This is a genomic window from Empedobacter sp. UBA5036 (genome assembly GCF_002415215.1).
Classification (GTDB): domain Bacteria; phylum Bacteroidota; class Bacteroidia; order Flavobacteriales; family Weeksellaceae; genus Empedobacter; species Empedobacter falsenii_B.
Genome location: NZ_DICC01000019.1, coordinates 1 through 26,956, shown reverse-complemented (window position 1 = coordinate 26,956; position 26,956 = coordinate 1). Strand labels below are relative to the sequence as shown.

General features: G+C 31.7%; 24 protein-coding genes and 2 tRNA genes. 12 read left to right on the top strand and 14 right to left on the bottom strand.

The window, feature by feature from the left end:
- Positions 1–208 precede the first annotated feature (208 nt).
- A complete protein-coding gene (locus B4J88_RS02740; RefSeq protein WP_291066275.1) occupies positions 209–766 on the top strand; it encodes a 5-formyltetrahydrofolate cyclo-ligase in 558 nt (185 codons plus the stop codon).
- On the opposite strand, the gene B4J88_RS02735 is transcribed toward B4J88_RS02740, so the two are convergent.
- Both B4J88_RS02735 and B4J88_RS02730 read right to left on the bottom strand, forming a co-directional pair.
- Positions 706–1,335: a hypothetical protein gene (locus B4J88_RS02735; RefSeq protein ID WP_291066273.1), complete on the bottom strand. Its 630-nt coding sequence runs from the start codon at positions 1,333–1,335 to the stop codon at positions 706–708. The genes B4J88_RS02740 and B4J88_RS02735 overlap by 61 nt on opposite strands.
- Positions 1,319–2,401, bottom strand: a complete 1,083-nt coding sequence (locus tag B4J88_RS02730; protein WP_291066271.1) for a hypothetical protein — start codon at positions 2,399–2,401, stop codon at positions 1,319–1,321. The genes B4J88_RS02735 and B4J88_RS02730 overlap by 17 nt, the downstream gene beginning before the upstream one ends.
- A 308-nt stretch (positions 2,402–2,709) precedes the next feature.
- Here B4J88_RS02730 and B4J88_RS02725 point away from each other — a divergent pair, with 308 nt between their 5' ends.
- Positions 2,710–2,967 (top strand): hypothetical protein, encoded by a 258-nt coding sequence (locus B4J88_RS02725; RefSeq protein ID WP_038336554.1) that lies wholly within the window; start codon positions 2,710–2,712, stop codon positions 2,965–2,967.
- A gap of 30 nt (positions 2,968–2,997) precedes the next feature.
- Complete coding sequence (locus B4J88_RS02720) at positions 2,998–3,219, top strand: hypothetical protein (protein ID WP_125349179.1); 222 nt, start codon at positions 2,998–3,000, stop codon at positions 3,217–3,219.
- Positions 3,220–3,281: 62 nt separating this feature from the next.
- On the opposite strand, the gene B4J88_RS02715 is transcribed toward B4J88_RS02720, so the two are convergent.
- Positions 3,282–4,331 carry an NAD(P)-dependent alcohol dehydrogenase gene (locus tag B4J88_RS02715; protein WP_291066269.1) on the bottom strand — a complete coding sequence of 350 codons (1,050 nt, stop codon included), beginning with the start codon at positions 4,329–4,331 and terminating at the stop codon, positions 3,282–3,284.
- 81 nt (positions 4,332–4,412) lie between these two features.
- Complete coding sequence (locus B4J88_RS02710; RefSeq protein WP_291066267.1) at positions 4,413–6,527, bottom strand: prolyl oligopeptidase family serine peptidase; 2,115 nt, start codon at positions 6,525–6,527, stop codon at positions 4,413–4,415.
- Positions 6,528–6,727: 200 nt separating this feature from the next.
- On the opposite strand from B4J88_RS02710, the gene B4J88_RS02705 reads away from it, so the two are divergent.
- A complete protein-coding gene (locus B4J88_RS02705) occupies positions 6,728–8,152 on the top strand; it encodes an MATE family efflux transporter (RefSeq protein ID WP_291066265.1) in 1,425 nt (474 codons plus the stop codon).
- A 33-nt stretch (positions 8,153–8,185) separates the two neighbouring features.
- Here B4J88_RS02705 and B4J88_RS02700 read toward each other — a convergent pair whose 3' ends face one another.
- Positions 8,186–9,511, bottom strand: coding sequence for a hydroxymethylglutaryl-CoA synthase family protein (locus tag B4J88_RS02700; protein WP_291066263.1), 1,326 nt, complete (start codon positions 9,509–9,511; stop codon positions 8,186–8,188).
- 175 nt (positions 9,512–9,686) lie between these two features.
- Here B4J88_RS02700 and B4J88_RS02695 point away from each other — a divergent pair, with 175 nt between their 5' ends.
- Positions 9,687–10,325: an HdeD family acid-resistance protein gene (locus B4J88_RS02695; protein ID WP_291066261.1), complete on the top strand. Its 639-nt coding sequence runs from the start codon at positions 9,687–9,689 to the stop codon at positions 10,323–10,325.
- Between the two features lie 42 nt (positions 10,326–10,367).
- On the opposite strand, the gene B4J88_RS02690 is transcribed toward B4J88_RS02695, so the two are convergent.
- Positions 10,368–10,511 carry a hypothetical protein gene (locus B4J88_RS02690; RefSeq protein WP_181816261.1) on the bottom strand — a complete coding sequence of 48 codons (144 nt, stop codon included), beginning with the start codon at positions 10,509–10,511 and terminating at the stop codon, positions 10,368–10,370.
- 34 nt (positions 10,512–10,545) lie between these two features.
- A complete protein-coding gene (gene cls, locus B4J88_RS02685) occupies positions 10,546–12,036 on the bottom strand; it encodes a cardiolipin synthase (RefSeq protein ID WP_291066259.1) in 1,491 nt (496 codons plus the stop codon).
- Positions 12,037–12,168: 132 nt separating this feature from the next.
- On the opposite strand from cls, the gene B4J88_RS02680 reads away from it, so the two are divergent.
- The 4 genes from B4J88_RS02680 to der all read left to right on the top strand — a co-directional run bounded on the left by B4J88_RS02680 (position 12,169) and on the right by der (position 14,582).
- Positions 12,169–12,244 (top strand) — tRNA-Phe (locus B4J88_RS02680).
- 112 nt (positions 12,245–12,356) lie between these two features.
- A complete protein-coding gene (locus B4J88_RS02675; protein ID WP_038336510.1) occupies positions 12,357–12,707 on the top strand; it encodes a phosphomannose isomerase type II C-terminal cupin domain in 351 nt (116 codons plus the stop codon).
- 35 nt (positions 12,708–12,742) lie between these two features.
- On the top strand, positions 12,743–13,171 hold the full coding sequence (locus B4J88_RS02670) for an adenylyltransferase/cytidyltransferase family protein (protein ID WP_180905607.1): 429 nt from the start codon (positions 12,743–12,745) through the stop codon (positions 13,169–13,171).
- A 103-nt stretch (positions 13,172–13,274) separates the two neighbouring features.
- A complete protein-coding gene (gene der, locus B4J88_RS02665; protein WP_280049488.1) occupies positions 13,275–14,582 on the top strand; it encodes a ribosome biogenesis GTPase Der in 1,308 nt (435 codons plus the stop codon).
- Between the two features lie 108 nt (positions 14,583–14,690).
- On the opposite strand, the gene B4J88_RS02660 is transcribed toward der, so the two are convergent.
- Positions 14,691–14,764: transfer RNA gene (locus tag B4J88_RS02660), tRNA-Arg, on the bottom strand.
- Positions 14,765–14,954: 190 nt separating this feature from the next.
- Here B4J88_RS02660 and B4J88_RS02655 point away from each other — a divergent pair.
- Positions 14,955–16,022: an ABC transporter substrate-binding protein gene (locus tag B4J88_RS02655; RefSeq protein ID WP_291066258.1), complete on the top strand. Its 1,068-nt coding sequence runs from the start codon at positions 14,955–14,957 to the stop codon at positions 16,020–16,022.
- Positions 16,023–16,514 (top strand): MepB family protein, encoded by a 492-nt coding sequence (locus tag B4J88_RS02650; protein ID WP_291066256.1) that lies wholly within the window; start codon positions 16,023–16,025, stop codon positions 16,512–16,514.
- Positions 16,515–16,966: 452 nt separating this feature from the next.
- Here B4J88_RS02650 and B4J88_RS02645 read toward each other — a convergent pair whose 3' ends face one another.
- From B4J88_RS02645 to B4J88_RS02630, 4 genes are all read right to left on the bottom strand, one after another.
- Entirely contained in the window at positions 16,967–17,986 is a 1,020-nt protein-coding gene (locus B4J88_RS02645) for a phenylalanine--tRNA ligase subunit alpha (RefSeq protein WP_291066254.1), read from the bottom strand.
- A gap of 148 nt (positions 17,987–18,134) precedes the next feature.
- On the bottom strand, positions 18,135–19,271 hold the full coding sequence (locus tag B4J88_RS02640) for a DegT/DnrJ/EryC1/StrS family aminotransferase (protein WP_291066252.1): 1,137 nt from the start codon (positions 19,269–19,271) through the stop codon (positions 18,135–18,137).
- 560 nt (positions 19,272–19,831) lie between these two features.
- Complete coding sequence (locus tag B4J88_RS02635; RefSeq protein ID WP_291066250.1) at positions 19,832–20,929, bottom strand: hypothetical protein; 1,098 nt, start codon at positions 20,927–20,929, stop codon at positions 19,832–19,834.
- A 2-nt stretch (positions 20,930–20,931) separates the two neighbouring features.
- Positions 20,932–21,714: an RNA polymerase sigma factor gene (locus B4J88_RS02630; protein WP_291066248.1), complete on the bottom strand. Its 783-nt coding sequence runs from the start codon at positions 21,712–21,714 to the stop codon at positions 20,932–20,934.
- A 3,918-nt stretch (positions 21,715–25,632) separates the two neighbouring features.
- Here B4J88_RS02630 and B4J88_RS02625 point away from each other — a divergent pair.
- On the top strand, positions 25,633–25,854 hold the full coding sequence (locus tag B4J88_RS02625; protein ID WP_125113434.1) for a hypothetical protein: 222 nt from the start codon (positions 25,633–25,635) through the stop codon (positions 25,852–25,854).
- 40 nt (positions 25,855–25,894) lie between these two features.
- Here B4J88_RS02625 and B4J88_RS02620 read toward each other — a convergent pair whose 3' ends face one another.
- Both B4J88_RS02620 and B4J88_RS02615 read right to left on the bottom strand, forming a co-directional pair.
- The gene (locus B4J88_RS02620; RefSeq protein ID WP_291066245.1) at positions 25,895–26,446 is read right to left on the bottom strand and encodes a sugar transferase; all 552 of its coding nucleotides are present in this window, start codon (positions 26,444–26,446) and stop codon (positions 25,895–25,897) included.
- A 112-nt stretch (positions 26,447–26,558) separates the two neighbouring features.
- A complete protein-coding gene (locus B4J88_RS02615) occupies positions 26,559–26,918 on the bottom strand; it encodes a four helix bundle protein (RefSeq protein ID WP_291066243.1) in 360 nt (119 codons plus the stop codon).
- Positions 26,919–26,956: the final 38 nt, after the last annotated feature.

The following is a 26,956-nucleotide window of genomic DNA, read 5'->3' as shown; positions in this document are numbered from 1 at the left end:
GAAATTAAAAATGTCAAAACCGAAGAGAATTCACAAAACTTACAAAAAGTCTTTGTTTAGTAAAATGAAAGTAAAACCTGTTAACTTATTGTTATTTATGGCAATCGCTTGTTTTATTTTTGTATTAGTTTTTCTGAATTAATTGAATTTCTTACTCTCTACTTTTTTACTTTAATAATTTCTTAACTTCGTATCAAACTACGAAGAAATGACAAAGTCTGAAGCTAGAAAATATTACCGAACGTTAAGAAAATCATTCACCAAAGAAGAAGTGAATAGTTTCAGTGAGCAAATTTTTGAACACATCAAACAATTGGATTTTTCTACAGATCAGACTTTTCATATTTTCTTACCTATCGAAAAAAACAACGAAATCAATACTTATCCGATCATAAATTGGCTATTTCAACAGCAAAAAGAGGTGGTTTTACCATTGGTTGTTGGCGATGATATGATTAATTGTAAAGTAGAAAAAGGTTTCGAAACGATTTTAAATTCACTTCAAATTCCAGAACCCACTCAGTATTCGGAAATTGATTCAAAAGCGATTGATGTTATTTTTATTCCAATGTTCGTTGCCGATAAAAAAGGAAATCGCGTCGGATACGGTGGCGGATATTATGATAAGTTTTTGGCAAGATGTAAACCTAATTCAAAAAAAATAGGTCTAACTTATTTTAGACCTATTGAATATATTGAAGACGCTTATTTCGGCGATTTTCCTCTTGATTTTTGTATTACTCCAGACGAAATTGAATCCTTCTGAATTGAGTCTTGTTTTTCATTTAACGTTCTGAAATAGAATTTAAACTCTCGTTGAAATTTGATCGGCTCTTGTTTTAGCACAAATACACCAACATGATTATTGGTTTCGATTAACTTTTTATCCGAATTGAAATAATTAATTGTATATGCAATTCGCTTGATAGAGTCTGGTGTAATCGAATCTTTTGGTAAAATTGCAAATTTAGAAACGGAAGTAAATGTAACTTTTTTCGAACGAAGTTCTCTCAATAACGAAAATATTTCGGTCGTATCTTTTTTAGGAAAATAAGACAACAATTGATCTCTCAACAAGCTATCAACAACCGTATCATTGGTGTTAGATGCCAACGCCGAAAGCTCAAAAAACTCGCGCAATTTCTGCTTTGCAATAAAATTTACAGCTTCTACCGAATCCATTTTACTACTTACTGTCGATGCCTCGTTTTTGTAACCTTTTATCGCTTCTGGGTTGTAATCTCCTTTATATTTATCGTCTTTGCACGAAAATATCATCCAAAAACTCATCAGCAATATCATGCTAAACTGAACTATTTTACTTATCGTTCTCATCTTGCTGGATTTTAAATTTTAATTTCACAATTTTTCCATTTTTCCTTTCCGATTCGATCAAAGAAAAATTCTTTAACGACGTCGTAGGCATAGTAACTAAATTGATATATTGTTGTTTCGAAAGAATCTCTACACCAAAAAAATCATTGTCATAGACTTGATAAATCAACGCATCATCCGCAATCATTTGATTTAGCTTAGAAATTCGTTGTTTCAAATCTTTTGCTGAATTCGAATAATAATACAGCATAATCTTATAATCATCTGGCTCTAACAAAAGCATTTCTGGCTGATTATATTGATGCAAATTAACCCTAAACGTATCTTGTTTATAGTAAGGTGAACTCGCAAACATCTTGATTGTATCTTTTTGCGATTCAAATTTGATACAACCTGTTTTGGTCGATAAATAAAGTGGTGTAAAACCATCTCTAATAATTGTAACCTCAACAGAATTGGTAATTGCAGCTTGTCTATCCGAGTCTACAAAACAAAATTCGTACTCGCGCTGACCAAAAATTGAATAATAAATAGTTGCTCCAATTCCGCTCAACAAAACAACAGCAGCTGCTATTATCGAAATCAATTTTAGCTTGGGTTTTATTTTAACAGCTTCCTCTTTTGCAGGAATTATTTCTTTTTCTGTTGATGGTTTAACTTCTGCTTGAATCTCTATTTCAGATTCTTCTGGAGTTATATGTTCTGATGAAAAATTTTCGTTTTCTTTTGCTTCAATCGTCGATTCTTCAGCTTTATTTGGACCAAAATGTTCTATTTTCTGAACATTAAGAAAGTGTGCCCAATTTTTATATCCACAATATTGCGCCAAAAGATTGAGCATATCAATACGCGGAAGCTTCTGAAAATCTGACTTAAAATACGTATAAAACCACTTTTCGCTAACGGTAGATCTGGTTTTATTGAATAAATCGTCTTGGAAAGATGTAATTTCTTGCCCCTTCCAATCGGAGATATTTTCGGATTGAGCAGAATTTTCTTCCAAAAATCGATTTGAAATCGTTTTTTTCAGAATTTCGAAAATTTCTATATCTGTAAATTTGCTCAAAAAATAAAATTTATAAAATTGGTTTTCAGTATTTTGTAAAATAATTTTAATTTTACAAATTGTCCTTTAATACAACTACAAATAAAATAATTTTTTTGATATGTTGAGTTGTATTTCTTTATTAATGCGTTGTTAAATGATTTCTTTTGTTGTAAAACATTTGTTGAATATTCAATGATTGGATTACAATCATCTTACAACTATTTTGCTTCGAAAAACTTTGATATCAGCTTAACTTTGGTTCAACAAAATGATTGAAAAAATCAACAAAAACAAAAAATAAATTAAACATTTAAAAAATTAAAGTTATGAAAAAATTAGCATTAAACGTAATCGTATTAGGAGTAATCGGAACTGCATTTGGTTTAACATCTTGTAATTTATTTGGATCGAAAGAAACAAAAACTGAAACAGAAGTAAAAAATGACACGATTACAACAATCGAAGATTCTGTAAAAATTGACTCTGTAGGAAAAGATTCTGTTGTTATCAAAGATTCGGCAGTTGTAAAAGAAACTCCTGTAAAAGTTGAAACAACTACGACTACAACAACAGAGAAAAAATAATTTGTAGAATAGATTAAACAAAAAAATCAAATGAAAAAATTAGCGTTATTCGCTTTCGCAGCGATTTCTTTCACAGCAATTTCTTGTAAACAAGAACCAACAAGTGTAGGAGAACCAACAACAGTTATTGAAGATTCTGTAAATGTTGAAAAAGCAGAAATTCCTTCGGCAGATTCTGTAGAAGGAGTTACGGTAGATTCTTCGAAAACTGTAAATCCAGCAGGAACAACAAAAGATTCTGTTGCGAAATAGAACTTAAAAACTCAAAAAAAAATCCGCTCGTTAAGCGGATTTTTTTGTTTCTATATCTAAGATTAAGATTCTTTCAATGATTTAATATCAATCACAAAACGGTACTTCACATCAGATTTCATCATTCGCTCGTATGCTTCATTAATATTTTGAATATCGATCATTTCGACATCAGACACAATATTATGTTCTCCACAAAAATCTAACATTTCTTGTGTTTCCTTGATTCCTCCAATTAAAGATCCTGCTAAATTACGACGTTTCATAATCAATAAACCTCCGTGAACAGCATCTAAAGGCTCGATAGCTCCAACCATACACATTGTTTTATCTAATTTTAATAATTGTAAATATGGATTAACATCGTGTTTTACAGGAATTGTATTCAATAAAAAATCAAATGAATTTGCATGCGCTTTCATTTGTGTTGCATCTTTCGAAATCAAAACCTCATCAGCTCCAAGTTTCTTTGCATCCTCACCTTTAGATTCGGATGTTGTAATCATTACAACATGTGCACCCATTGCTTTTGCAAATTTAACGCCCATATGTCCCAAACCTCCAAGACCGATTACACCAACTTTATCGCCCGATTTTACATTCCAGTGACGCAAAGGCGACCACGTTGTAATTCCCGCACACAACAATGGCGCAGCAGCTTTTACATCGATATTTTCGGGTACGTGAAGCACAAAATCTTCTTCTACCACGATGTTTTCTGAATAACCACCGTAAGTGATTCCACCATGTTTCGAGTTTTTAGAATTGTACGTTCCTGTAAAACCATTTTCACAATACTGCTCCAAACCTTCGTCGCAAGAATGACAATGTTGACAAGATTCTACCATACAACCTACTCCAACCAAATCTCCAACTTTAAACTTTGTTACATCAGAACCAATTTCTTTTACTCGACCAATAATTTCGTGCCCTGGAACAACTGGATAATTTGGTTTTCCCCAATCGCCTTTCGCTGTATGAATATCGCTGTGACAAACTCCACAATACTCGATATCTATAAAAATATCTTTCGCATGTAAATGTCGACGTTCTATTGTGTGTGGCGCTAATGGATCAGTTTCATTAAACGCTGCGTATGTTTTTGTGTTCATTATTTTTAAAATTTTTAATCCTATAAAATTAAAAAATCTACCTGAATAATCAGATGGTTTTGACTGAATTAAATTAATCTTTTATTTCAATTTTTTGATTCCCATGTTCCACAAAGTGAAGGCATATTTATCAGCTGTTTCATTGATCACAACTTCTGTCGAACGACCTGCTCCGTGACCAGCTTTCGTTTCAATTCTGATTAAAACTGGATTATCACACGCTTGTTTCGCTTGTAAATTTGCCGCAAACTTGTACGAATGCGCAGGAACTACACGATCATCATGATCTCCTGTTGTGACTAATGTAGCAGGATAACATGTTCCTTCTTTTACATTGTGAACTGGTGAATATCCTTTTAGATACTCGAACATTTCTTTACTATCATCAGCTGTTCCGTAATCATAGCCCCAACCTGCACCAGCAGTAAATGTATGATAACGTAACATATCCAAAACACCAACCGCAGGCAATGCTACTTTTGCTACTTTTGGATTAATTGTTTCTGTTGCTCCAACTAATAATCCTCCGTTAGATCCTCCTGATAATGCAGTATAATCTGGCGAAGTATAGTTGTTTTTCTGTAAATATTCTGCTGCTGCTATAAAATCATTAAAAACATTCAATTTATTGAATTGACGCCCTCCATCGTGCCATTTTTTACCATATTCTCCACCTCCACGTAGGTTTGGAACAGCGTAAACTCCACCATTTTCAATCCAAGCAGCAGTTGCTGGACTAAATCCTGGCGTTAAACTAATATTGAATCCTCCGTATCCATAAACGATTGTAGGATTTTTACCATTTTTCTTCAATCCTTTTTTATACGTAATAATCATCGGAACTTTTGTTCCATCTTTTGACGTATAAAAAACTTGTTCAGAAATGTAATCATCTGAATTAAATTTCACATTTGGTTTAATGTAAACATCTGAAGAACCTGATTCTACATTGTACTTGTAACTTGTAGAAGGTGTGATATAATTTGAAAATCCGAAATAGATTTCTTTCTCTGATTTTTTCCCTCCAAATCCTGATGCAGAACCAACTCCAGGCAATGTAATTTGACGAACTTTTGATCCATCATATTTGTATTGCTCTACAACCGAAATTGCATCTTTTAAGTATTTAGCAAATAAATAACCTCCTCCTGTAGAAACAGATAATACATTTTCAGTTTCTGGAATAACTATTTTCCAAGCAGCTTCGCTCAAATCAGAAATAGTTGCTTTAACTACTTTATTGTTTGGTGCTTTGTTATTTGTAAAAATGTAGAAAGTCTCTCCATCGTTATCAATCACAGAAGTATTTGTATCAAAATTATTCACAATCGTTTTGATTGGGCTATTTGCTTGAGACAAATCCTGATAATACAACTCATTTCCTGTTGTTGTATTGGCTGCAGATATGATTAAGAAACGTTCATCATCTGTCAAATAAGCACCAACATAGCGGCGAGGTGTTTCTGCTCCTCCAAAAATCAATTGATCTTTTTTCTGAGCTGTTCCTAATTTGTGGTAATATAATTTGTGTTGATCTGTTTTCTCAGATAATTCAGATCCTTTTGGTTTATCATAAGACGAATAGTAGAAACCGTCGTTTCCTTTCCAAGCTGTTCCAGAGAATTTAACATCAATCAATGTTTCTCCAACTTGTGTTTTATCTTTTGCATTCAAAACAATTACTTTTCTCCAGTCCGATCCACCTTCTGAAATAGAATAGGCAACTAAGCTTCCATCTTTAGAAAAGCTAACATCAGCCAACGAAACAGAACCATCTTTCGAGAATTTATTCGGATCTAAAAAAACTTCTTCCGTTCCGTTTTCACCTAATTTACGATACAAAACTGAATGTTGTTGTAAACCATCATTTTTGTAGTAATACGTATAATCTCCTTCTTTAAAAGGAGTCGAAATTTTCTCATAATTCCAGATATCCGTCAACGATTTTTTCAATTGTGTACGTAATGGAATTTCATTCAAATAAGCATAAGTTGCTTTATTTTGTTCGATCACCCATTTCTTCGTATCCTCAGACAAATCGTCTTCTAACCAACGATATGGATCTTGTACATTCTCTCCAAAATACGTATCAACATGATCAATTTTTTTTGTATCTGGATACTTTTTCTTATAACTCTGTGCATTCACTCCTACCATAAGGGCAACATTAAATAAAATAAAAGCAGTTTTTTTCATTTCTCTCTATTATAGCTGTTTTGGTAAAGATAATAAAATCAAAAAGATAAATTGGTATTGAAAAAAATGATTTAAATTTGCGCAAAATCCTCTCAGATTTTAATTGAAATGAATACTTAAAACTTCGCGGCAACTTAACGTTTAATTCATTTTGATTTAAAAATTTATCCAGTATTTTTAATTTTTTTAAAACCAAAAAAATGACTGTAGAAAAGTCTTTAACAGCCAAAATTGGGTCTATTTTTTCGTTGATTAAACAATCTTTTTCAAGCGAAAACTTAGATTTAACCGCGTTACCAATCAAAAAATCAGTATTTCTATTAACAATTCCGATGATGTTCGAAATGGTGATGGAATCTGTCTTTGCATTGGTCGATTTATATTTTGTAGGACATTTAAAAGAAAGCGCTTTCGCCATACAAACCGTTGGTCTTACAGAATCTTTATTAACAATTGTTTATTCGATTTCAATCGGAATAAGTATGGCTGCAACTGCCATTATTGCACGAAGAATTGGTGAAAAGAAACCCGAAAAAGCTTCGGAAAGTGCTTCGCAAGCAATTTTATTATCGATAATCATTACAATTCTGTTGAGTATTTTCGGATTTATATTCTCCAAAGATTTATTGATTTGGATGGGATCAACCGAACAAGCCGCAGAATACGGGAAGAATTTCACTAAAATAATGATGGCAAGTTGTTTATCAATTGTGTTATTATTCTTGATTAACGGAATTTTTCGCGGAGCTGGAAATGCAGCAATTGCGATGAAAAGTTTGTGGTTAGCTAACGGAATCAATATTATTTTGTGTCCAATTCTTGTTCGCGGATGGTTCTTTTTTCCTGAAATGGGATTAGAAGGAGCAGCCTTAGCTACTGCAATTGGTAGAAGTGGTGGTGTGGTTTATCAATTGTATGGTTTAACGAAAAAAGATTCATTAATTCAAATCAAATGGAGTTATTTCGTTCCAAAATCTAAACTAATTATCAATATTGTAAAAATTGCAGTACCAGCTATTGTACAATACATTATTGCTAGTTGTAGTTGGATTATTCTTGCGCGAATTGTTGCTCAATCTGGTGGAGAAATTGCCTCATCTGGTTATCAAACAGCTTTACGACTGATGATGTTTTTTATGTTACCTGCTTGGGGATTGAGCAATGCTGCGGCAACTTTAGTTGGTCAAAACTTAGGAAATAAAGATCCCGAAAAAGCAGAAAAATCAGTCCTTATGACCATGAAATTTAACATCATTTACATGTTGATTGTAAGTATTATTTTCTATGGATTGAGTAATTATTTAGTTTCAATTTTTACAACGGAAGCGCATATCAAACTTGTTGCAAAAGAAGGAATGTACATTCTTGCAACTGGTTTCTTATTATACGGAATTGGAATGGTGATGATGAACGCTTTTAACGGCGCTGGAGATACGATGACACCAACGATCATTAATTTTGTTGGATTTTGGTTATTCCAAATTCCATTAACGTATGTATTAACGTATCATTTCAACCTAAAAGAAGAAGGCGTTTTTATAGCAATTCCTGTTTCGGAAACGTTTATTGCAATTTTAGCATTTATTCTCTTTAAACGAGGGAAATGGAAGCAGAAAATAGTATAAAAAAATCGCTCAAATGAGCGATTTTTTTATATTTTATCCTTTAAAAGTATAATATCTTGCACCTTTCAAATCTGGAATTTCAGTTTCAATGCGATCTAAAGCAAATCCTTTTGAAGCATTGATTGATGTTTTCAGATTTTTATTGTGTAAATCTTGGTATTGTTCAAAAGAAATTGCTTCTCTTTTATTTAAATAAGTGAACAAATCCATTTTATTCATCACATTCTTCCAACCTTCACCAATTTGTCCTTGAAAAACTTTCGATTTAGATCCAGAACCATACGCAATAAAACCAACTGTTTTTCCATTTAATTCTTCATTGCTATCTGCGCTTACTTGTAGAGCCGATAAAAATGCTGTAAAAACTGAAGCTGTGTACATATTTCCGATCTCAGAAGAAGCACGTTGAGTTGGTTCTACTTTTTCTTTGATTAAGGCTTTATATTCATCCGATTTTGAAACAACTTTCAAGTTATCATTCGAATTATCTTGATCATTTTCTAATGCAAAAACATCCGAAAACATTCTTTTTCCTTGAAATGCATAAGGCAAGTGAAAAGCAATATATCGCCAACTTTCGTACAATTTACCTTCTATTTTAGCCTCATCTTTAAAGTTGAAATAAGCTTCTCTAACTCTGTTTTTATAACATTCGTTAGAATATTGCCCTTCAAAAACGGGTTCATCAGAAAAGATTTCGATTTCAGATTTTGTTGTTCCTAAAGCATTCAAAATCGCTTCATCAGAAGTTGATTGATGTGGTTTAAAGAAATCAAAAACAGATTCCATTCCAATTCCCCAATTGTTATCAAACGCAATCAAATCTGGTTGATTCGAGATTAACATCGCTACTGCACCAGCACCTTGCGTATATTCTCCCGTCGATTCTAAACCATATTTTGCATAATCGGCTGCAATTACAATTGCTTTTTTAGCTGGATTTACACGAACATAATCGATAGAATTGTGCATCGCATCTACTCCACCCACGCACGCAAACGTCATATCCACAACATCTGTATGTCTAAAAGGTCGTTCTCCAAATTGATTTGCCAAAACAGATTCTACCAATTGTACTGCATAAGTTGCGGTTGGTTTTGCTCCATCCAAAGCACTTTCTGTTCCTAAATAAATTCGTCCGATTTCGTTTGGATTAACATTAAAATCTGTAATCAATTTCAACAAAGCATTCGCAGCAATAGTTGCTGTATCTTCGTGAACATCTAAAACTGACATTCTCTTTAAACCTAAACCAATTTCAAGTTTATCAGGATCAATATTACGCTGAATTGCTAAATCTTTTATTGGTAAATATATATGCGGAACGTAGATAGAAGCCGCCTCTATTCCATACTTCATTTTCGTTGATTTTTAAGCGAACTTCAAAGTTAAGGGTATTTTAATTTTATTCTGGCATGAAATAAATCCTGAATTTTAAGAAATCTAATTTCATTATAAATTACTCAAAAAAGAATGCTTTTAATTATAAAATTTCTTAAATTTAAGAGCATAATTTAAAATATCAATTTTCAAAATGGCACGTACTTTTTACAAATCAATTAAAAATTCTATCAAATATTGGTGGATTTTACTTATCATAGGATTACTATTTGTTGGATTAGGAATTTATTGTTTTGCATTTCCTACTGCATCATATGTAGCACTTTCAGTCTTCTTTGCAGTTTCGTTTTTATTTTCAGGAATTTCAGAAATTATCTTTTCCATTTCGAACAAAGATGAAATTGATAGTTGGGGCTGGACATTGACATATGGAATTATTACAACTATTGTTGGATTTATGTTAGTTGTAAATCCAATTCTAAGTTTAGAAGTTTTTGCTTATTATGTTGGATTTTTAATTTTATTCCGCTCAATTTCTGGAATTAGTTATGCTTTCGACCTAAAAAATTATGGCGTAAAAGATTGGGGAATTTCTCTGTTCTTAGCTATTATTGGATTAATCATTTCGCTTATTTTATTATCATCTCCACAATTAGCAGGTTTAACAGCTGTTGCATGGCTAGGATTAGCAGTTATTTCTACCGGATTATTTGCGATTTTTATTTCATTACAATTGAAGAAAATTAAAGATATCCCGAATAATATTTCGGACGATTTGAGAAGTCGATACGAAGAAATTAGAAAAGAAATCGAAGATTTTAAAAATCAATAAAAAACAAAAACCTCTACTTTAATTGAAGTGGAGGTTTTTGTTTTATTTTCCTAAGATTCCTTCTAAAAATCCAGTTTTAAAAGATTCAATCATAACATCTGGTTGATCTATAAAATTTAGAAAACCATAAGCTAGAACTGCACCTATAGCAATTTTTCCAATTGTTAATAAAGATAGCTTTTTCATATTACCTTGATCTAAAATCGAATGTAATAAATATTTACAATATCGGTGCTAACAATCTACAAATTGATGCAAATGCACGGTAATACCAAGGTCTATTTTCCCATTTTTCAAGAGTTAATAATTCTGAATCCTCTTTATCTATATCAAATTGAGCACTCATTTGTTGCAATAACGTCGTGTTTTCAATCACCGAAGTAATCTCGAAATTAATCATAAAACTACGATAATCTAAATTCACTGTTCCAATAAAAGCCAATTTATCATCAACCGTTATTGTTTTGGCGTGAATAAATCCTTTTTCGTATAAATAAACTTTTACACCCCGCTTCATCAAAGGTTTTAGGAATGATAATGACGCTTGTTGCACTACAATAGAATCGCCTTTTTTAGGTATAATCAACTCCACTTCTACTCCGCTCGAAACAGCAATCATCATCGCTGTCTTAAATTCGTCACTTGGTATAAAATATGGCGTGCACAATTGCACTTTCTTTTTCGCCAAAGTAATTGCCAAAACCATGGCTTCCATTGCCGAATGTAAATCACTTCCTGGTGAAGAAAGTCCAAAACTAACCGTTGAAAAATCGTTCTTTTCTTTACTTGAATAAAAATATTTTGGATCAGAAATATTATACTTTTTGCCTTCCGTCATCATCCAATTTAGATAAAAATGCAATTGCAAACTATTGATAGAATCGCCTTCAATCATCACAGAAGTATCACGCCAATAAACCTTATTATTTGGGCTTTTTACACCATTTTGATTAATGTATTTATCACTAATGTTAATTCCGCCTACAAATGCTTTTTTACCATCAACAATCAAAATTTTGCGGTGATTACGGTAATTAGAATTTGCCAAAGAAGAAAATCGAACAGGTAAAAATGTTTGAAATTCCACACCTGTTCCATCAAATCTTGATTGATGTTTATTCAGTTTTGGTGAACCAAAATCATCCGCAGTTACACGAACTTCTACACCATTTTTAGCTTTTTCAATCAGAATATCAATGATTTCATTTCCAATATGATCTTCATCAAAAATGTAATATTCAAGATGAATATGATCTTTCGCTTCTCGTAAAGCTTCTAAAAAAAGAGGGAATTTATCTTCTCCATTTGTCAACAACTTTACTTTATTATTTGTTGCAGGATAAGCAACTCTTGCATTGTTTAAATAACGATAAACCTGTGACAACGAACCTATTCTTGTATTTACTTTATCTAAATCATCTTGAACAAATTGATCCATTTCAGTCCATTTTTCATTGATGATTTTTTGGTGATTTTTATCTATTCGACTAAAAAATTGATCTTTTTTGAATTTCTGTCCAAAGAAAAAATATAGAATTATTCCGATAAATGGCAGAAAAACAATCACTAATATCCATGCAATTGTTTTTGTTGGGTTTCGATTTTCGATCAAAATAGTAACAATCACCATTATATAAAGGATTGTAAGCGGAACCCAATACCATTCTTTGATAAAATTCCAGATGTGCAAAAGTGTGATTGACCATTCCATTTGTTACCAATTCGTAATTTTTTATAAAAATAAATGAATAAAAATCAACTGCTTAAAAAATTAACAGAAAATATTTAAAAATAATTTTGGAAATGATAAACAAACCTTCTTATATTTGCAATCCAAAATGACGGTGCCTTAGCTCAGTTGGTAGAGCAAAGGACTGAAAATCCTTGTGTCCCTGGTTCGATTCCTGGAGGCACCACCACATTTATAAAACCTCAAGCATGTGTTTGAGGTTTTTTTTTTGAATGAACATAACAATTTATTCATCGAGTATTTTAGAGTTGCATCTAAATATTCCGTAAATTGCGTAAAACATGGAAATAGGAAATAGACCTTGGGGTTCTTACTATGTATTAGAGGACACCGATATATATAAATTGAAGAGAATAGAAGTGAATGTTGGCGGGCGTTTGTCTTACCAATACCACAATCATCGTGCAGAAGTTTGGACAATTGTTCAGGGTACTGCAATGGTAACACTTGATGATAAAGAATATGAATACAAAGCAGGTGAAGTCGTTATTATTCCATTAAAAGCAAAACATCGTATTCAGAACATAGGTAATGAGACTCTAATTTTTATCGAAGTTCAACATGGTACGTATTTTGGTGAGGAAGACATCATTCGCATTGAAGATGATTACAACCGATCATCTGAAGATTAATAAAAACTAATTATAAAAGACTAAACTGATTGACTATGAAAATCGGAATTACATTTAGTGCTTTTGATTTGCTTCATGCGGGACATATCAAAATGCTAGAAGACGCAAAACAACATTGCGATTATTTGATTGTAGGTTTACAAACAGATCCAACATTAGATCGACCAGAAAAAAACAAACCGACACAAACTGTTGTAGAGCGTTACATTCAGCTCAAAGGTTGCAAATTCGTCGATGAAATTGTTCCTTATGCAACTGAAGAAGACTTGGAAGATGTTTTGAGATCTTTCAAAATTGATGTGCGTATTTTAGGGATTGAATACCAAGACAAAAACTTCACAGGACGTAAATATTGTGAAGAAAAAGGAATCGAATTGTACTACAATTCAAGAGACCACCGTTTCTCAAGTTCTGGACTTAGAAAAGTGGTTGCTGAAAAAGAACTTCTTAAAGTTGTAAAATAAAAATTGAGTAAGGTTAGAGTTTATCTAACCTTTTTTATTTACAATACTTTCTCAATCAAAAAATTAATGTAAAAAATAATTCTAAAAATTATACCTTTGCAAAATGTCAAATATAGTTGCAATTGTAGGAAGACCAAACGTTGGTAAATCTACGTTCTTCAACAGAATGATCCAAAAAAGACAAGCTATCGTTGATGACACTTCTGGTGTTACACGTGACCGTCACTATGGAAAATCTGATTGGAATGGAAAAGAGTTTACCGTAATCGATACCGGAGGGTATGTCGTTGGTTCAGATGATACCTTTGAAGAAGAGATCCGCAAGCAAGTTGAATTAGCTATCGATGAAGCAAATGTAATTTTGTTCATGGTAGACAATCAAGTTGGTTTAACGGATATGGATAAGGAAGTTGGCAACCTTTTAAGACGCACTAAGAAGCCTACATTCTTAGTTGTGAATAAGGTCGATACCAACAAAAATTTAGACGATTCTTATGAGTTTTATAACTTAGGATTCGAAAAAATGTACACAATCGCTGCAATGAGCGGAAGTGGAACAGGTGAATTATTAGATGATGTGGTAGATTGTTTTACAGAAGAACAACACATTGATCCATTCGAAGGTTTACCTAAAATTACAATCGTAGGTCGTCCAAATGCTGGAAAATCTACATTAATCAATGCATTATTAGGTGAAGAACGTAATATTGTAACCGATATCGCAGGAACAACACGTGATTCTATCGAAACGTTGTACAATAAATTTGGACACGAATTTGTTTTGGTAGACACTGCTGGAATGCGTAAAAAAGGAAAAGTAAGCGAAGATTTAGAATTCTATTCTGTCATGCGTTCGGTTCGTGCAATCGAAGAATGTGACGTTTGTGTCTTAGTAATTGATGCAGAACGTGGAATTGAAGCACAGGATTTGAACATTCTTTATTTAGCAGAACGTAACCGAAAAGGTGTTGTTATCTTAATCAACAAATGGGATTTATTGGAGAAAGAAACCAATACAATGAAAGAATACAAAGATGCTATTCTAAAACGTATTGCGCCTTTTACAGACGTTCCTGTGTTGTTTATCTCGGCTCTTACAAAACAACGTGTCTTGAAAGCTGTTGATACATTTATCGAAGTTTACGAGAATCGTAGTCGTCGTATCAAAACAAGTAAGTTAAACGAAACCTTGTTACCGATTATCGAGATTACACCTCCACCTGCAGTAAAAGGAAAATACATCAAAATCAAATATGTAACGCAGTTACCTACAAAAACGCCTCAATTTGCGTTTTTCTGTAACTTGCCGCAATATATTAGAGATCCTTACAAACGATTTATCGAAAATCAATTGAGAAAGGAATTCAATTTTGAAGGAGTTCCAGTTGAAGTTTACTTCAGAAAGAAATAATAAAAATCCAAAAAGTCCATTTACAATTTGTAGATGGACTTTTTTATTGATAACAATAGAATTTAACATTCATAAAAAAAGCTCAACGATTGACGCTGAGCATTTTTGTGACCGAGACAGGATTCAAACCTGTAACCTCTTGAGCCGTAATCAAGTGCGCTATTCAGTTGCGCCACTCGGCCGTTTGAAATAATTGAAAGTATTTTCCCTTATTTTCGAATGCAAATATACAGCACTTTAATCGTAAAAACCTAATCTTTTTAAGAAAAATTCTAAACATTAATTTAATTTACAACGAATCAATTGCTTACAAAAATATTTTTTTATGATTTCATCCTATTTCTTAACTTGCCTGCTCTAAATTCAATCCAAATGATAAAAAAATTTATTCTAACCTCATTCGTTCTTCTTGCCATTAGTAGTTGTAAACAGTCGAAAGAAGCTGTTAAAACTGAACAAGAAAATACAACTTTTCAGTTTGCAAAAAATATTTCTATCGAAGAAAACAACGAAACAATCACGATAAAATCTTCTGGAAATACGATTTCATTTGATAAAAAAGACTTGCCAATCAAAACTGTGATGGTAGAAACTTCATCTGCCGTGACGTTTTTAGATCAATTAGGAAGTCTTGATTTAATCAAAGGAGTTTGCGATGCAGATTTTATTTACAATCCTAAAATAGCAGAAGGAATCGCAAATAAATCAATCTTGAAAGTTGGAAATTCAAACGAACTATTCACAGAAATTATCTTAAAAAATAAACCACAATTGATTATTGCAAGTTCTAATCCTGTTTTGGCAAAATTTCATCAACAATTGGAACAAAATGGAATAAAAGTATTGTATTTAGATGAATACAAAGAGCAAAACCCATTGGGACAAGTTGAATATTTGAAGGTTTTCGGAAAATTATTCGGAAAAGATACAGAAGCTGAAAAGCGTGTAGAAACGGTTAAAAATAATTACGACTCCATCAAAAATATCATTCAAACCAACGGTCAAGGTAATGTTTCAACAATTGTGAATACAATGTATGGCGATATTTGGTACGTTCCGACAAATGATTTGTTGCAAGCAAAATTAATAGACGATGCGAAAGGAAATTATATTTTCAAGAATAAAACAGGTGAAAATAGTTTGAGCTTAACATTTGAAGAAGTTTATACAGCTGGAAAATCTGCAAATTATTGGATTAATGTAACAAACGTAAATACGTTGGCAGAAATGAAAGCTTCTTATCCAAATTATGCGTGGTTTGATGCGTTTAAGAAAGGAAATGTATATGCTTACAACAAACGAATGAATGCAAAAGGTTCGAATGATTATTTTGAACAAGGAATCCTTCGTCCAGATATTATTTTGAATGATTTAGGAAAAATTTTCTATCCAAATTTATTTCCAACCTATGATTTATACTTCTATCAACAATTGAAATAAATGATTGAAATTATTCAACAATTCGAATATTTTGTTCTAAAAGCAATGAATTTATCCATTTCAACTCTTGAAAAAGATGCAGAATGTGACGAATATGTTGGTTATAATTTCGAAGTGAAAGAATTATCATTCAAATTTAGAAAAGCGAAAATTACCCCTAAAAAAGTTGGTCAATTTGTAACGTTATGGAAACGAAATGCCGCTAAACACACCGAGTCTTTCAACGAAAATGATGTATTTGATTATTATATTATTGCTACAGAAGAAGATTCGAAACTAGGTTTTTATATTTTTCCGACATCAATTTTAATTGAAAAACATATTTTAACCTCAATTAAAAAAGATGGAAAACGAGGTTTTAGAGTATATCCAAATTGGGTTAAACCTGAAAACAAACAAGCTCAAAAAACTCAAAATTGGCAACAAGATTATTTTGTAGAAGTCAACAATCAACAAATTGATAAGAAAAATGTTAAATCAATACTTAAATAATAATTGAGATGTCTCAACAAGCTTGACATGACAATTTCTAAATGCTTTTTTATGAAAATTAAACACATCATATAATTAGATATTCCTTATATTTTATGTCACTTTTTACTTGACTAAAAAGTAACCAAAAAGTCAAGGCTGTAAATCTATTAGACTAAAAATACTTTCATTTCACTAAAGATTTTAAAAACCCTACAGGCTAAAATCTTTTTAACGTTACATTCAATTATTTTCTTAACGTCATAGATTTAAGGCCATTTTTAATAGGACGATTACATTAATTATTACTTTGTAAATAAATAGAGTGATGTCTCGGCATGACAATTTCTAAATGCTTTTTTATGAAAATTAAAACTAAAGGATATAATCTCTAATATATTATTTAAAACATTATTCCAATAAAAAAATCCTGCTCAATTGAACAGGATTTTTTGTTTATAATATTTTCTATCTTAGAATAACTCCGATTGAAATTGCTCTAAGAAACGTTTATCATTTTCTGTATACAAACGGATATCCCCAATTTGGTATAATAATAACGCGATACGCTCAATTCCCATACCGAATGCATAACCCGAATATTTCTCAGGATCGATATCTACATTGCGCAAAACGTTAGGATCTACCATTCCACATCCCATAATTTCTAACCAACCTGTACCTTTTGTCATACGATAATCAGTTTCTGTTTCTAATCCCCAATACACGTCAACCTCCGCAGAAGGCTCTGTAAATGGGAAATATGACGGACGTAAACGAATTTCAGATTTACCAAATAACTCAGTTGTAAAATAACTTAAAGTTTGTTTCAAATCTGCAAACGAAACACCTTCGTCGATATACAAACCTTCAATTTGGTGGAACATCATATGCGAACGAGACGAAATCGCTTCGTTACGGTAAACACGACCTGGCGCTAAGAAACGCATTGGCGGTTGATTTTTCTCCATATGACGAATCTGCGTAGACGATGTATGCGTACGCAACACAATATCTGGATCAGTTTCGATGAAAAATGTATCTTGCATATCTCTCGCAGGGTGATACGCTGGCAAATTTAACGCGGTAAAATTGTGCCAATCATCTTCGATTTCTGGACCTTCAGAAACACTAAACCCAATGCGATTAAAAATCTCGATAATACGATTTTTTGTAATGTTAATTGGATGACGAGATCCCAATGTAAAAGGCTCTCCAGGACGCGTTAAATCTAAAGAAGAATCAGTTTTTCCTTCGTTTGAGATTTCATTTTTAAGAACAGTTGATTTTTCTGTTGCCAATGTTTTTAATTCATTCACAACTTGACCAAATTCCTTTTTTTGTTCATTCGGAACAGATTTGAACTGTGTAAACAAGTCCGTTAAAATTCCTTTTTTTCCTAAAAATTTAATTCTGAATTCTTCAATTTCAGCAGCATTTGTTGAATGGAAGTTTTTTACTTCTTCAATATATTGTTTGATTTGGTCAATCATAATTTCTGATCAATTTGATTACAAATTTAACCGATAATCAACTTATAACAAATTATTCGAGTACTTTTATTAAAAACGTCTAATTCTTATAAATAAAAATCCTCCTAAGAAACTTAAGAGGATTTGATTTGTATTATATTGTTGAAAATTATTTCCCAAATACTTCTTTTACTTTTGCTGCAATTCTTTCTCGTTCTGCATCTGTTAAATTAGAACCAGAAGGTAAACACAATCCGTTTTCGAATAATTCTTCTGCTACTTTTCCTCCATAATAAGGTGCATCTGCGAAAACAGGTTGCATGTGCATTGGTTTCCATAACGGACGAGATTCGATATCATCTTCTAAGAAAGCTAAACGTAAATCTTCACGCGTTTTCCCTGCTACTTTTGGATCAATTAAAATTGCTGACAACCAATGGTTAGAGAAATAGTCAGAACTTGGTTCTGTAAATACCGTTACGCCATCAATATCCGCAAATAACTCTTGGTAGAATTTATTCATTGCACGACGAGCTTCCACTCTACTTGGTAGAACTTCCATTTGTCCACGACCGATACCCGCAGTAATATTACTCATACGGTAATTATACCCAATATGTGAATGTTGATAATGAGGTGCATTATCGCGTGCTTGTGTTGCTAAAAATACCGCTTTATCTTTATCTTCTTGTGTGTGGGAAACTAACGCTCCACCTCCTGAAGTTGTAATAATTTTATTCCCATTGAATGATAAGGCTCCAAAACGACCGAACGTTCCACAAGCTTTACCTTTGAAAGTAGAACCTAATGCTTCTGCAGCATCTTCTATCACAGGAATGTTATATTTATCAGCAACAGCATGTACTTCGTCTAATTTATATGGCATTCCGTACAAATGCACTGCTAAAATTGCTTTTGGTGTTTTTCCTTTTGCAATACGATCTTTAATTGCTTCTTCTAATGCAATTGGGCAAAGGTTCCATGTATCTTTTTCCGAATCTACAAAAACAGGCGTTGCACCTTGGTACGCAATTGGATTTGCTGTTGCTGAGAATGTCATCGATTGACAGATTACCTCATCACCATTCTTCACTCCTAGCAATATAAGAGCTAAATGTAAAACTGATGTACAACTATTTAATGCAACAATTGGATTTGATGTATTCAACACTTTTTGAATATCAAACTCAAATCCGTCAATATTATCACCTATGGATGTGATCCAATTCTTATCAAAAGCATCTTGAATATATTTCATTTCATTTCCTGAAAGATGCGGAGATGAAAGCCAGATTTTAGTTTGCATTTGGTTAGTTGTATTAATAGTTCAAATTTAACATAAAACTATAATTATAACTTCATTAGTTAATCATAAAAACTTTATAAAATAAAAAAACTTATTAATACACTCTCAAACATTTTCTTAACGTAAGAGTTTTAATGCCAATCTTCTAATTCATTATCCATCGTCTAAGTCTTCGATGCAACGTTTTTCAAACGCCATTTAGACTGACGATAATGTGCTGCTGGATCGTCGGATTTTTAATTTCCTTTTAAACATTCAAATTCCTTGTCATTCAGAACTTTCAAAGAATCTCATATCTCATATCTAATTGTTCATAAAAACATTTTACATCGTAAATCCCATATCAAAAACCTTTTACAAATATTCTACTGCCACCCTACTGCCACTATGTTGCCTTTATCCTGCCTTTATCCTGCCTTTATCCTGCCTTTATGTTGGGAGTATCTAGCAAGTTTCAATAAAATCTCAAAAATCCCCCTTTGTATATGTTTTTCACATTTGATGAGCGTTAACAATCACCTCACCCTATGGGTGTACAAATCACCCTCCTAAATTATGGTTTAAGCTGTTATAAGCTCAATACCTGCTTTATCAGCTTTATATTTTATTTTATTAATGAGTTCATAATAACTCCAGTTTCTTAGGACAAATCTTTCTTCTTTGGCAATTTCTATTTTTTCTTCTTGATCTAGAATAACTATCGTTCCTGCTTTTTTTTCAACACAAAAATCAATTAACATTCTACTGTAAACATGTAGCCGATGATGAACATATTTACTCTCTGTATTTTTTAATTTTTTTGCTATTTTTAATTTTCTTACTTCTCCTTTCCCTCCTTTGCAATAAGGCACTCCTTTTAGTATTCTTTTACGAGAAGCTTGTATCGCTAATCTTCTATATAAAAATTCTTCTTTGCTACCAATGGTTAGCTGAGATCTACCTATTTTTACAACCAACGGATATTCCAACGACAAAGAAACTTCTGCAATAATATCGGGTTGTAATTGATTTTTTTCTTTTTCAATTTCTACAGTGAATACCCAAAATATTTTATTTTTTTCTAATTTAATATGCGATCTACAAATTCTAATTTCTTTATTTACTATTTGCTCCAATAGCTTATAATTATCAATATAATCTCTTCCAAGATACGTTTTAAAAGGTATTTTATAAAGTTTAAAATAAATGTATTTTTTATCTGTATCATACGAGAATTTACTTATCCTCGCTATATTAAAAGGAATTGCTATATCTCGTTTAAAAATTTTTAATGAAAGTTCACCTTTCCAATACCTGACACAATCCTTCTTGAAGGATAGGTATAACGTATTCATCAAACTAGACAATATATACATTGGAACTTCGTCCTTAAAACGTTTTGAGAGCACACGATAGATCGTAGTCGACCGTGAACATTTGAGTATACCATCTTCATCTTTGTTTTCGTCTACTAATTTATATTTGATTCCGTCAGAGAAATAAAAAAAATCTTTCACCATTTCTTGCACATACAAATGAGAAACAATCAAATTAGCCGCTATAAAACATCTATTTTGCCATTTATAAAGCGTACTCAAAACTTCATTTCGTTCTTCTTGAGTCGGTAAATCAGCAATTAATTGTATTTTACGTGTTAAAAAAACTGTAGAATTTTCCATATTCAGTTATTTAGGGGTTTAAACTTGTTTTGTTGTGTCAATTTATAAGCAACTACAAATTCATTGTGCACTTCTTTCTGAGAAAGTTCTAATGTCTGAGCAATGGTTGTAAACGATTGTTTCTTCTCGAATCGAAGCTTTAAAATCAACGATTGTTTTTCGGTCATTTGATTTTGTTCCTTTTCCTCAGAAACTATTTCTTTTTTAGACACGAATACATCATGACTATTTATAAGGTTCTTAACATCCTCTATCGCACTTCTAATCTCCTTGCTCGTTTCTGAAACTCTTTTCCCCATTGCATTGGCAATCGCTTTGTATCTGAATCCATATTTCAAACAGAGTTCAATCAAATGTTTTCTTTCACCACTTAATAAGGGTAATATTTTTCTAATTTCTTCATAATGTTGGTCATGTATTACTTTATCCATTATGGTTTCTTCAACCTCTAAAGGATCGTATACAGTCAAATAATTCTCATAATTCTCGTAACTATCTAATGAATGCACTGACCTAAAAAATTTATTTTTAGATCTTCTATAATGCGAATAACAACTTTGTTTCAAAACAAGTCGCGTGAAATAAAAGATATGTTCAGGTCTTTCTATGTTATCTCGATATTCCCATAATCTAAGGAAAGCATCTTGTACCAAACATTCTACAACAAATTCATCATCAATTATTTGTTTACCAATCCAAAAAAGTAGTCTTTTATGTCGTGAATAGATTTGCTCCAAAGCTTTGGGATCGCCTTCTTTCAATAATTCATATTCTTTTTCTAGCATAAATAAAGGTGGTTTTTAATTATGTTTTACGTGATGCATTACGTTATACGCTCAACGTCTTTTTTCTTATTAATATTCAAATTCATTTTTAAAAACAGATTTTGTCATTCTGGGCTTGTATCAGAATCTCATCTTGTTGGTATTCTTAGCTTGTCGAAAAAGCTCTTCCTTTCATTTTTTTACTCATCTAAAAAAACATTTGAAATTAAAAGGAGGAGCCATGGTATGGCTCAGGTAATTCAACTAACTAAATTATCTCCATAAAGTTGGCAACTCGCTCCACTCAGACACTCCAACTTTTTTTATTCCAATAATTTAGAGTAGAATTGTATTTCGATCCTAAATCGTCGTTTTTTTTTATTCCTATTTAAACATTCAAATTCGTTTATAACAACGGATTCTAAAAACGTCCTTGCTGAAGAGTCGATTGTCAATTCGGCGTAAAGAGCGTTAAAAATGATTTACTGTTCGCATTTCATAAATGATTTAAAGCATTTAGCGAATAGCCATTATTGACCGACTTGTAAGCACTATACCTAAGCTCCACTGGAGCTTCTCCTCTTAATCTCAAATGTTTTTGTGTCAAGACAAAAATGAACATATAATCATTTTCTTATTATCATAAATTATCTTCAGAACCTCATTCTCAACCTCAAATACATCATACTTTTTACATTGTACATATTACAATTCTCACATCTAATCTGTACTTTTTACTTAATACATACTACATCTTAACAATCCCTTCCGATACACGAACCTCGAACAAACCATACGGAACGCATATACAATGGATACAGAATGGATATAGCGCGGATACACAACCAATACAGAAAAGTGTCATTTTCGATATACAACGATACAGGATTTTAACTCTTTTTAACATTTAATTTATCTAACCACAATGTTTTTTATCAAGTTTTATGTTCTACGTTTTACCTTTTACGTGTTTTTTCTAATTAAAATTCTAATTCGATTTTGACAACGAATTTTGTCATTATGAAATCAGGCATAAACCCACAAATTCCCCTTGGACAGTTTTAAAAATTACATTAATAAATGAAATAAAAATTAACACTACTTTTATGAAGATCATTCACTCTCTTATAAGTTGTCTTCGGGGAATTAAATGTGAGTCTTTATCGCTTAATAATTTTGTTCACTATTTCTCCTTCCTACTAGTAGTATATCCACCACTAAGGTCCGAATTTCATTTACCATGTCAGTCATGGTTTTTATTTGTGCATATAAAGGTATAGCACAAAATAATCTCAGTAGTTCAGCATACAATTGCCTACTGAATTTGAAGTAAAATTTTCTCATAATTTTACATAGTTTTTTAATTCAACATTAGTTTTAAAAGCCATCCTTTCCAGTACATCGCGCCAACTTTGTTTGGGGAAAGGGGTTTATTTTTTTACGTAATACGCTCAACGTTTTACGTGTTTTTTATTATCAATATTCTAATTCACTTATAACAACGAATTTTAGAGTCGACATACGATTTGCAGACGAGCTTCAATCCATTGAAACAAGCGTAAAAAAGATTAGTGAGCGTATGCGAATCATTTAATCTTTTTAGTGCGTGAAATGCTAATTGAACGTCGAAAATCGCAGTCTTGACTTTTTGATTACTTTTTGATCAAGCAAAAAGTAATATACCGAAGCTTATCAAGCTTCTCCTCTTAATCTCAAATGTTTTTTCATCAAGGTTCCCCGAAGGGCATATGAATTCATTCGAAAACAATAATAACTCATGAATAAAAAATGAACATATAATTATTAATCAACTTGTAACAATTTATACCTAAGCTCCACTGGAGCTTCTCCTTTTAATTTCAAATGTTTTTGTGTCAAGACTTCCCCGAAGGGCATATGAATTCATTTAAAAACAATAATAACCCATGAATAAAAAATGAATAAATATTGTTTTTACACTACTTTTTAAGTTACACCCAAAATTCCCCCTCCAACAAGTTTTAAAAATTACATTAATAAATGAAAAAAATTAACACTAATCATTTTATGAAGATCATTTACTTTCTTCTTATGGTGTCTTCGGGGGATAGAGTGTGAATCTGTTTACTCTTTCATAATTTTACATCGTTTTTTAATTCAACATTAGTTTTAAAAGCCACTCCTTTTCCTGTACATCGCGCCAACTTTGTTTTTACGGTTTACGGTCTAAGTTTAACGTTCTACGTATTTATTCTTATTATATTCAAATCCACTTTCAACAATGAATTTATAAACTGTCATTGCTGAAAAGTCGAGCGTCAATTCGGCGTAGTGAGCGTTAAAAATGATTTATGTTCGCATTTCATATGCGAATGTTCTAAAGCATTTAGCGAATAGCCGTTATTGACCGACTTGTAAGCATAGACTTGATTTTTTGATTACTTTTTGATCAAGCAAAAAGTAATATACCTAAGCTCCACTGGAGCTTCTCCTTTTAATTTCAAATGTTTTTTTATCAAGAATTCCCCGAAGGGTATATGAATTCATTTAAAAACAATAATAACTCATGAATAAAAAGCAATAAATAAATAACTACTAATTATCCTCTTATTCTCGGAATTATGTTCAGAACCTCATCTCCTTGTTATTTTGATGTATCGAGAAATCTATTACTTTCATTTTTTGCTCATCCAAAAAACGAAACAAAAAAAGATGCCGACAGTAGTCTCTCAATGATTCAACTAAATAAATTATTTCCATAAAGTTGGCAACTCGCTCCACTCAGACACTCCAACTTTTTTTATTCCAATAATTTAGAGTTGAATTGCATTTCGATCCTAAATCGTCGGATTTTTTTAATTCCTTTTTCAATATTCAAATCCCTTTTAACAACAAATTCCAAAGCGACATACGATTTGCAGACGAGCTTCAATCCATTGAAACAAGCGTAAAAAAGATTAGTGAGCGTATGCGAATCATTTAATCTTTTTAGTGCGTGAAATGGGAATTGAACGTCGAAAATCGCGGTCTTGACTTTTTTGGTTCGTTTTTGTGTCAAGACTTCCCCGAAGGGCATATGAATTCATTTGAAAACAATAATAACCCATGAATAAAAATGAATGTAAAATACTTTCTATCACTTTTTTATGAGCAAAAAAGTAATCAAAAAACTCTTGTCTTTGATTTTCGACGGTCAAAATAAGTTTCAGCCATTCAATATTTTAAATCATTTGCTACGCAAACAGTAAAACATTTTAACCATGACTTTCAACTTTTTGACACTCGCCTCCAAATCATATGACATTTTCTTCATCTTTTTTCAATATTCAAATTCATTGTCATATAAATTTTCAAATCCCGCACCTCGAATTTCGAATTTCGCGTCTCGAATCTAAATTCTCAAATCTAATTTCTCAAATCTAATTTCTCAAATCTAACATCTACTTTGTACTTAATACATAATACTTTCTACATTTTACACTATACATCACAACTACTACATTTTACAATTCTAAAATCTCAATACTAATATCTAACATCTACTATATACATCTTACAATTCTAACTGAATCGAATAACCATCTGTGCATTTCTATTATAAGAAATACATATTTAGAGAGAGTACTTTACTTGATTTGTAGAGGAATAAAACCAAGCATATTATATGAAGTTCTATGCGGATGTGATGGAAGAAAACGACCAAAAACAAGAAAGGCATGGAACTCTTCTTAAAGCATTAGAGGTACTGGCATACCCAAAGGAACAATAAGAGAGCCCACGCCTAGGTCGTGAGCAAATTTACTTATTTTCTCGTTGCTACAAAAATTACCAGTTTTCCAATGCGAGATAAAAGTATTTTTACTTTATTTTTTAACTATCTGATAACAAATATAATAATAATATTCGACATTCGGATATAAATCCGAATTATTTTTTTAAATAACTCTTTCATTTGTCTAAATGAAAGATAAAAACAGAAAAATTGTAGAGTTTATAAGAGACAATTGGTTAGCAGATAGTCAAAGTAACCTTTCTTTTGCAACTTCTCATGGAATTGATGAAAAGACTGTAAGATTAATTAAAGAAGATGAAAATTACAATATCAGTTTAAAAACAATTTTAAGAATTTGCGAGGCACGAGAAATTAAGTTATATGAATTTTTTAAATTAGTCAACATATAAAAGGCTCCTAATGGAGCCTTATCTATTTTATTATATCATGTTATTTCTTTACAGCATCACCTTGTCCACTTCCTGTAACGGTAGCCAAAATGTATTTAAAATAACTTCCTATAGATAATGTTTGGTACATTTCAGCGTCTAACTCCGCTAATTTTTCAGGAGTTGACATATCTACATTATTCACTTGCCCTAAACCTGTAATTCCTGGTAAATAATTAAACACACCTCTTTTTTCTCTTTCAGCAATTAATTCTTTTTGATTAAAAAGGCAAGGTCGCGCTCCAACTAAACTCATATCTCCTTTTAATACATTAATTAATTGAGGTAATTCGTCTAATTTAGATTTACGTAAAAAAGCACCAAATTTTGTAACTTGTGCTGGAGATGCTAAATGTGACGCAACCGATTTAGTATTGACATCCATTGTACGAAACTTAATCAGTTTAAATGGTTTTTTACCTTTCCCAACTCTTTCTTGCATAAAAATAGGTGAACCTGTATCGAATAAACCGATAATGTATAGTATAATTCCGATTGGCCATAAAAATAGTAGACCAAAAAAAGAGAATAATATGTCGAATAATCTTGTCATAATTGTTAGTTATTAGTTAATAATGAATTGGTTATTGGTAAAATGGTTATTAGTTACTAATTACTGGTTACTAGTCACTCCTCTCTAATTACTCCTCGCAAGTCACTAGCCTCTAGTTCTTATTTTTTATAAATTTTATAAGACCATTTAACATTTTAGCAATCTGTTCTTGCTTCAAAATTAATTGATCTAATTGATTTTGTTTAATAAAATTTAAATTAAAAGCGATAATTAATTGTGTTTCTAATTCCGCTGAACTACCTAATGAAATGTATAAAAACTGTATAAATTCTTTATCCGATTGGCGTGCTGCACCTTCTGCAATATTACTTGGTATAGACACAGAAGCTCTTCTCATCTGAGTAGATAAACCAAATTTTTCAGCCTCAGGAAATTGTTTTGTTATTAAGTATATCTCTGAAACAAAATCTATTGCAAGCTTCCAAACCTCTAAATCTTTATGTGTTTTCATTGTTTATTAGTTAATTATTATTGGTAAATGGTTATTAG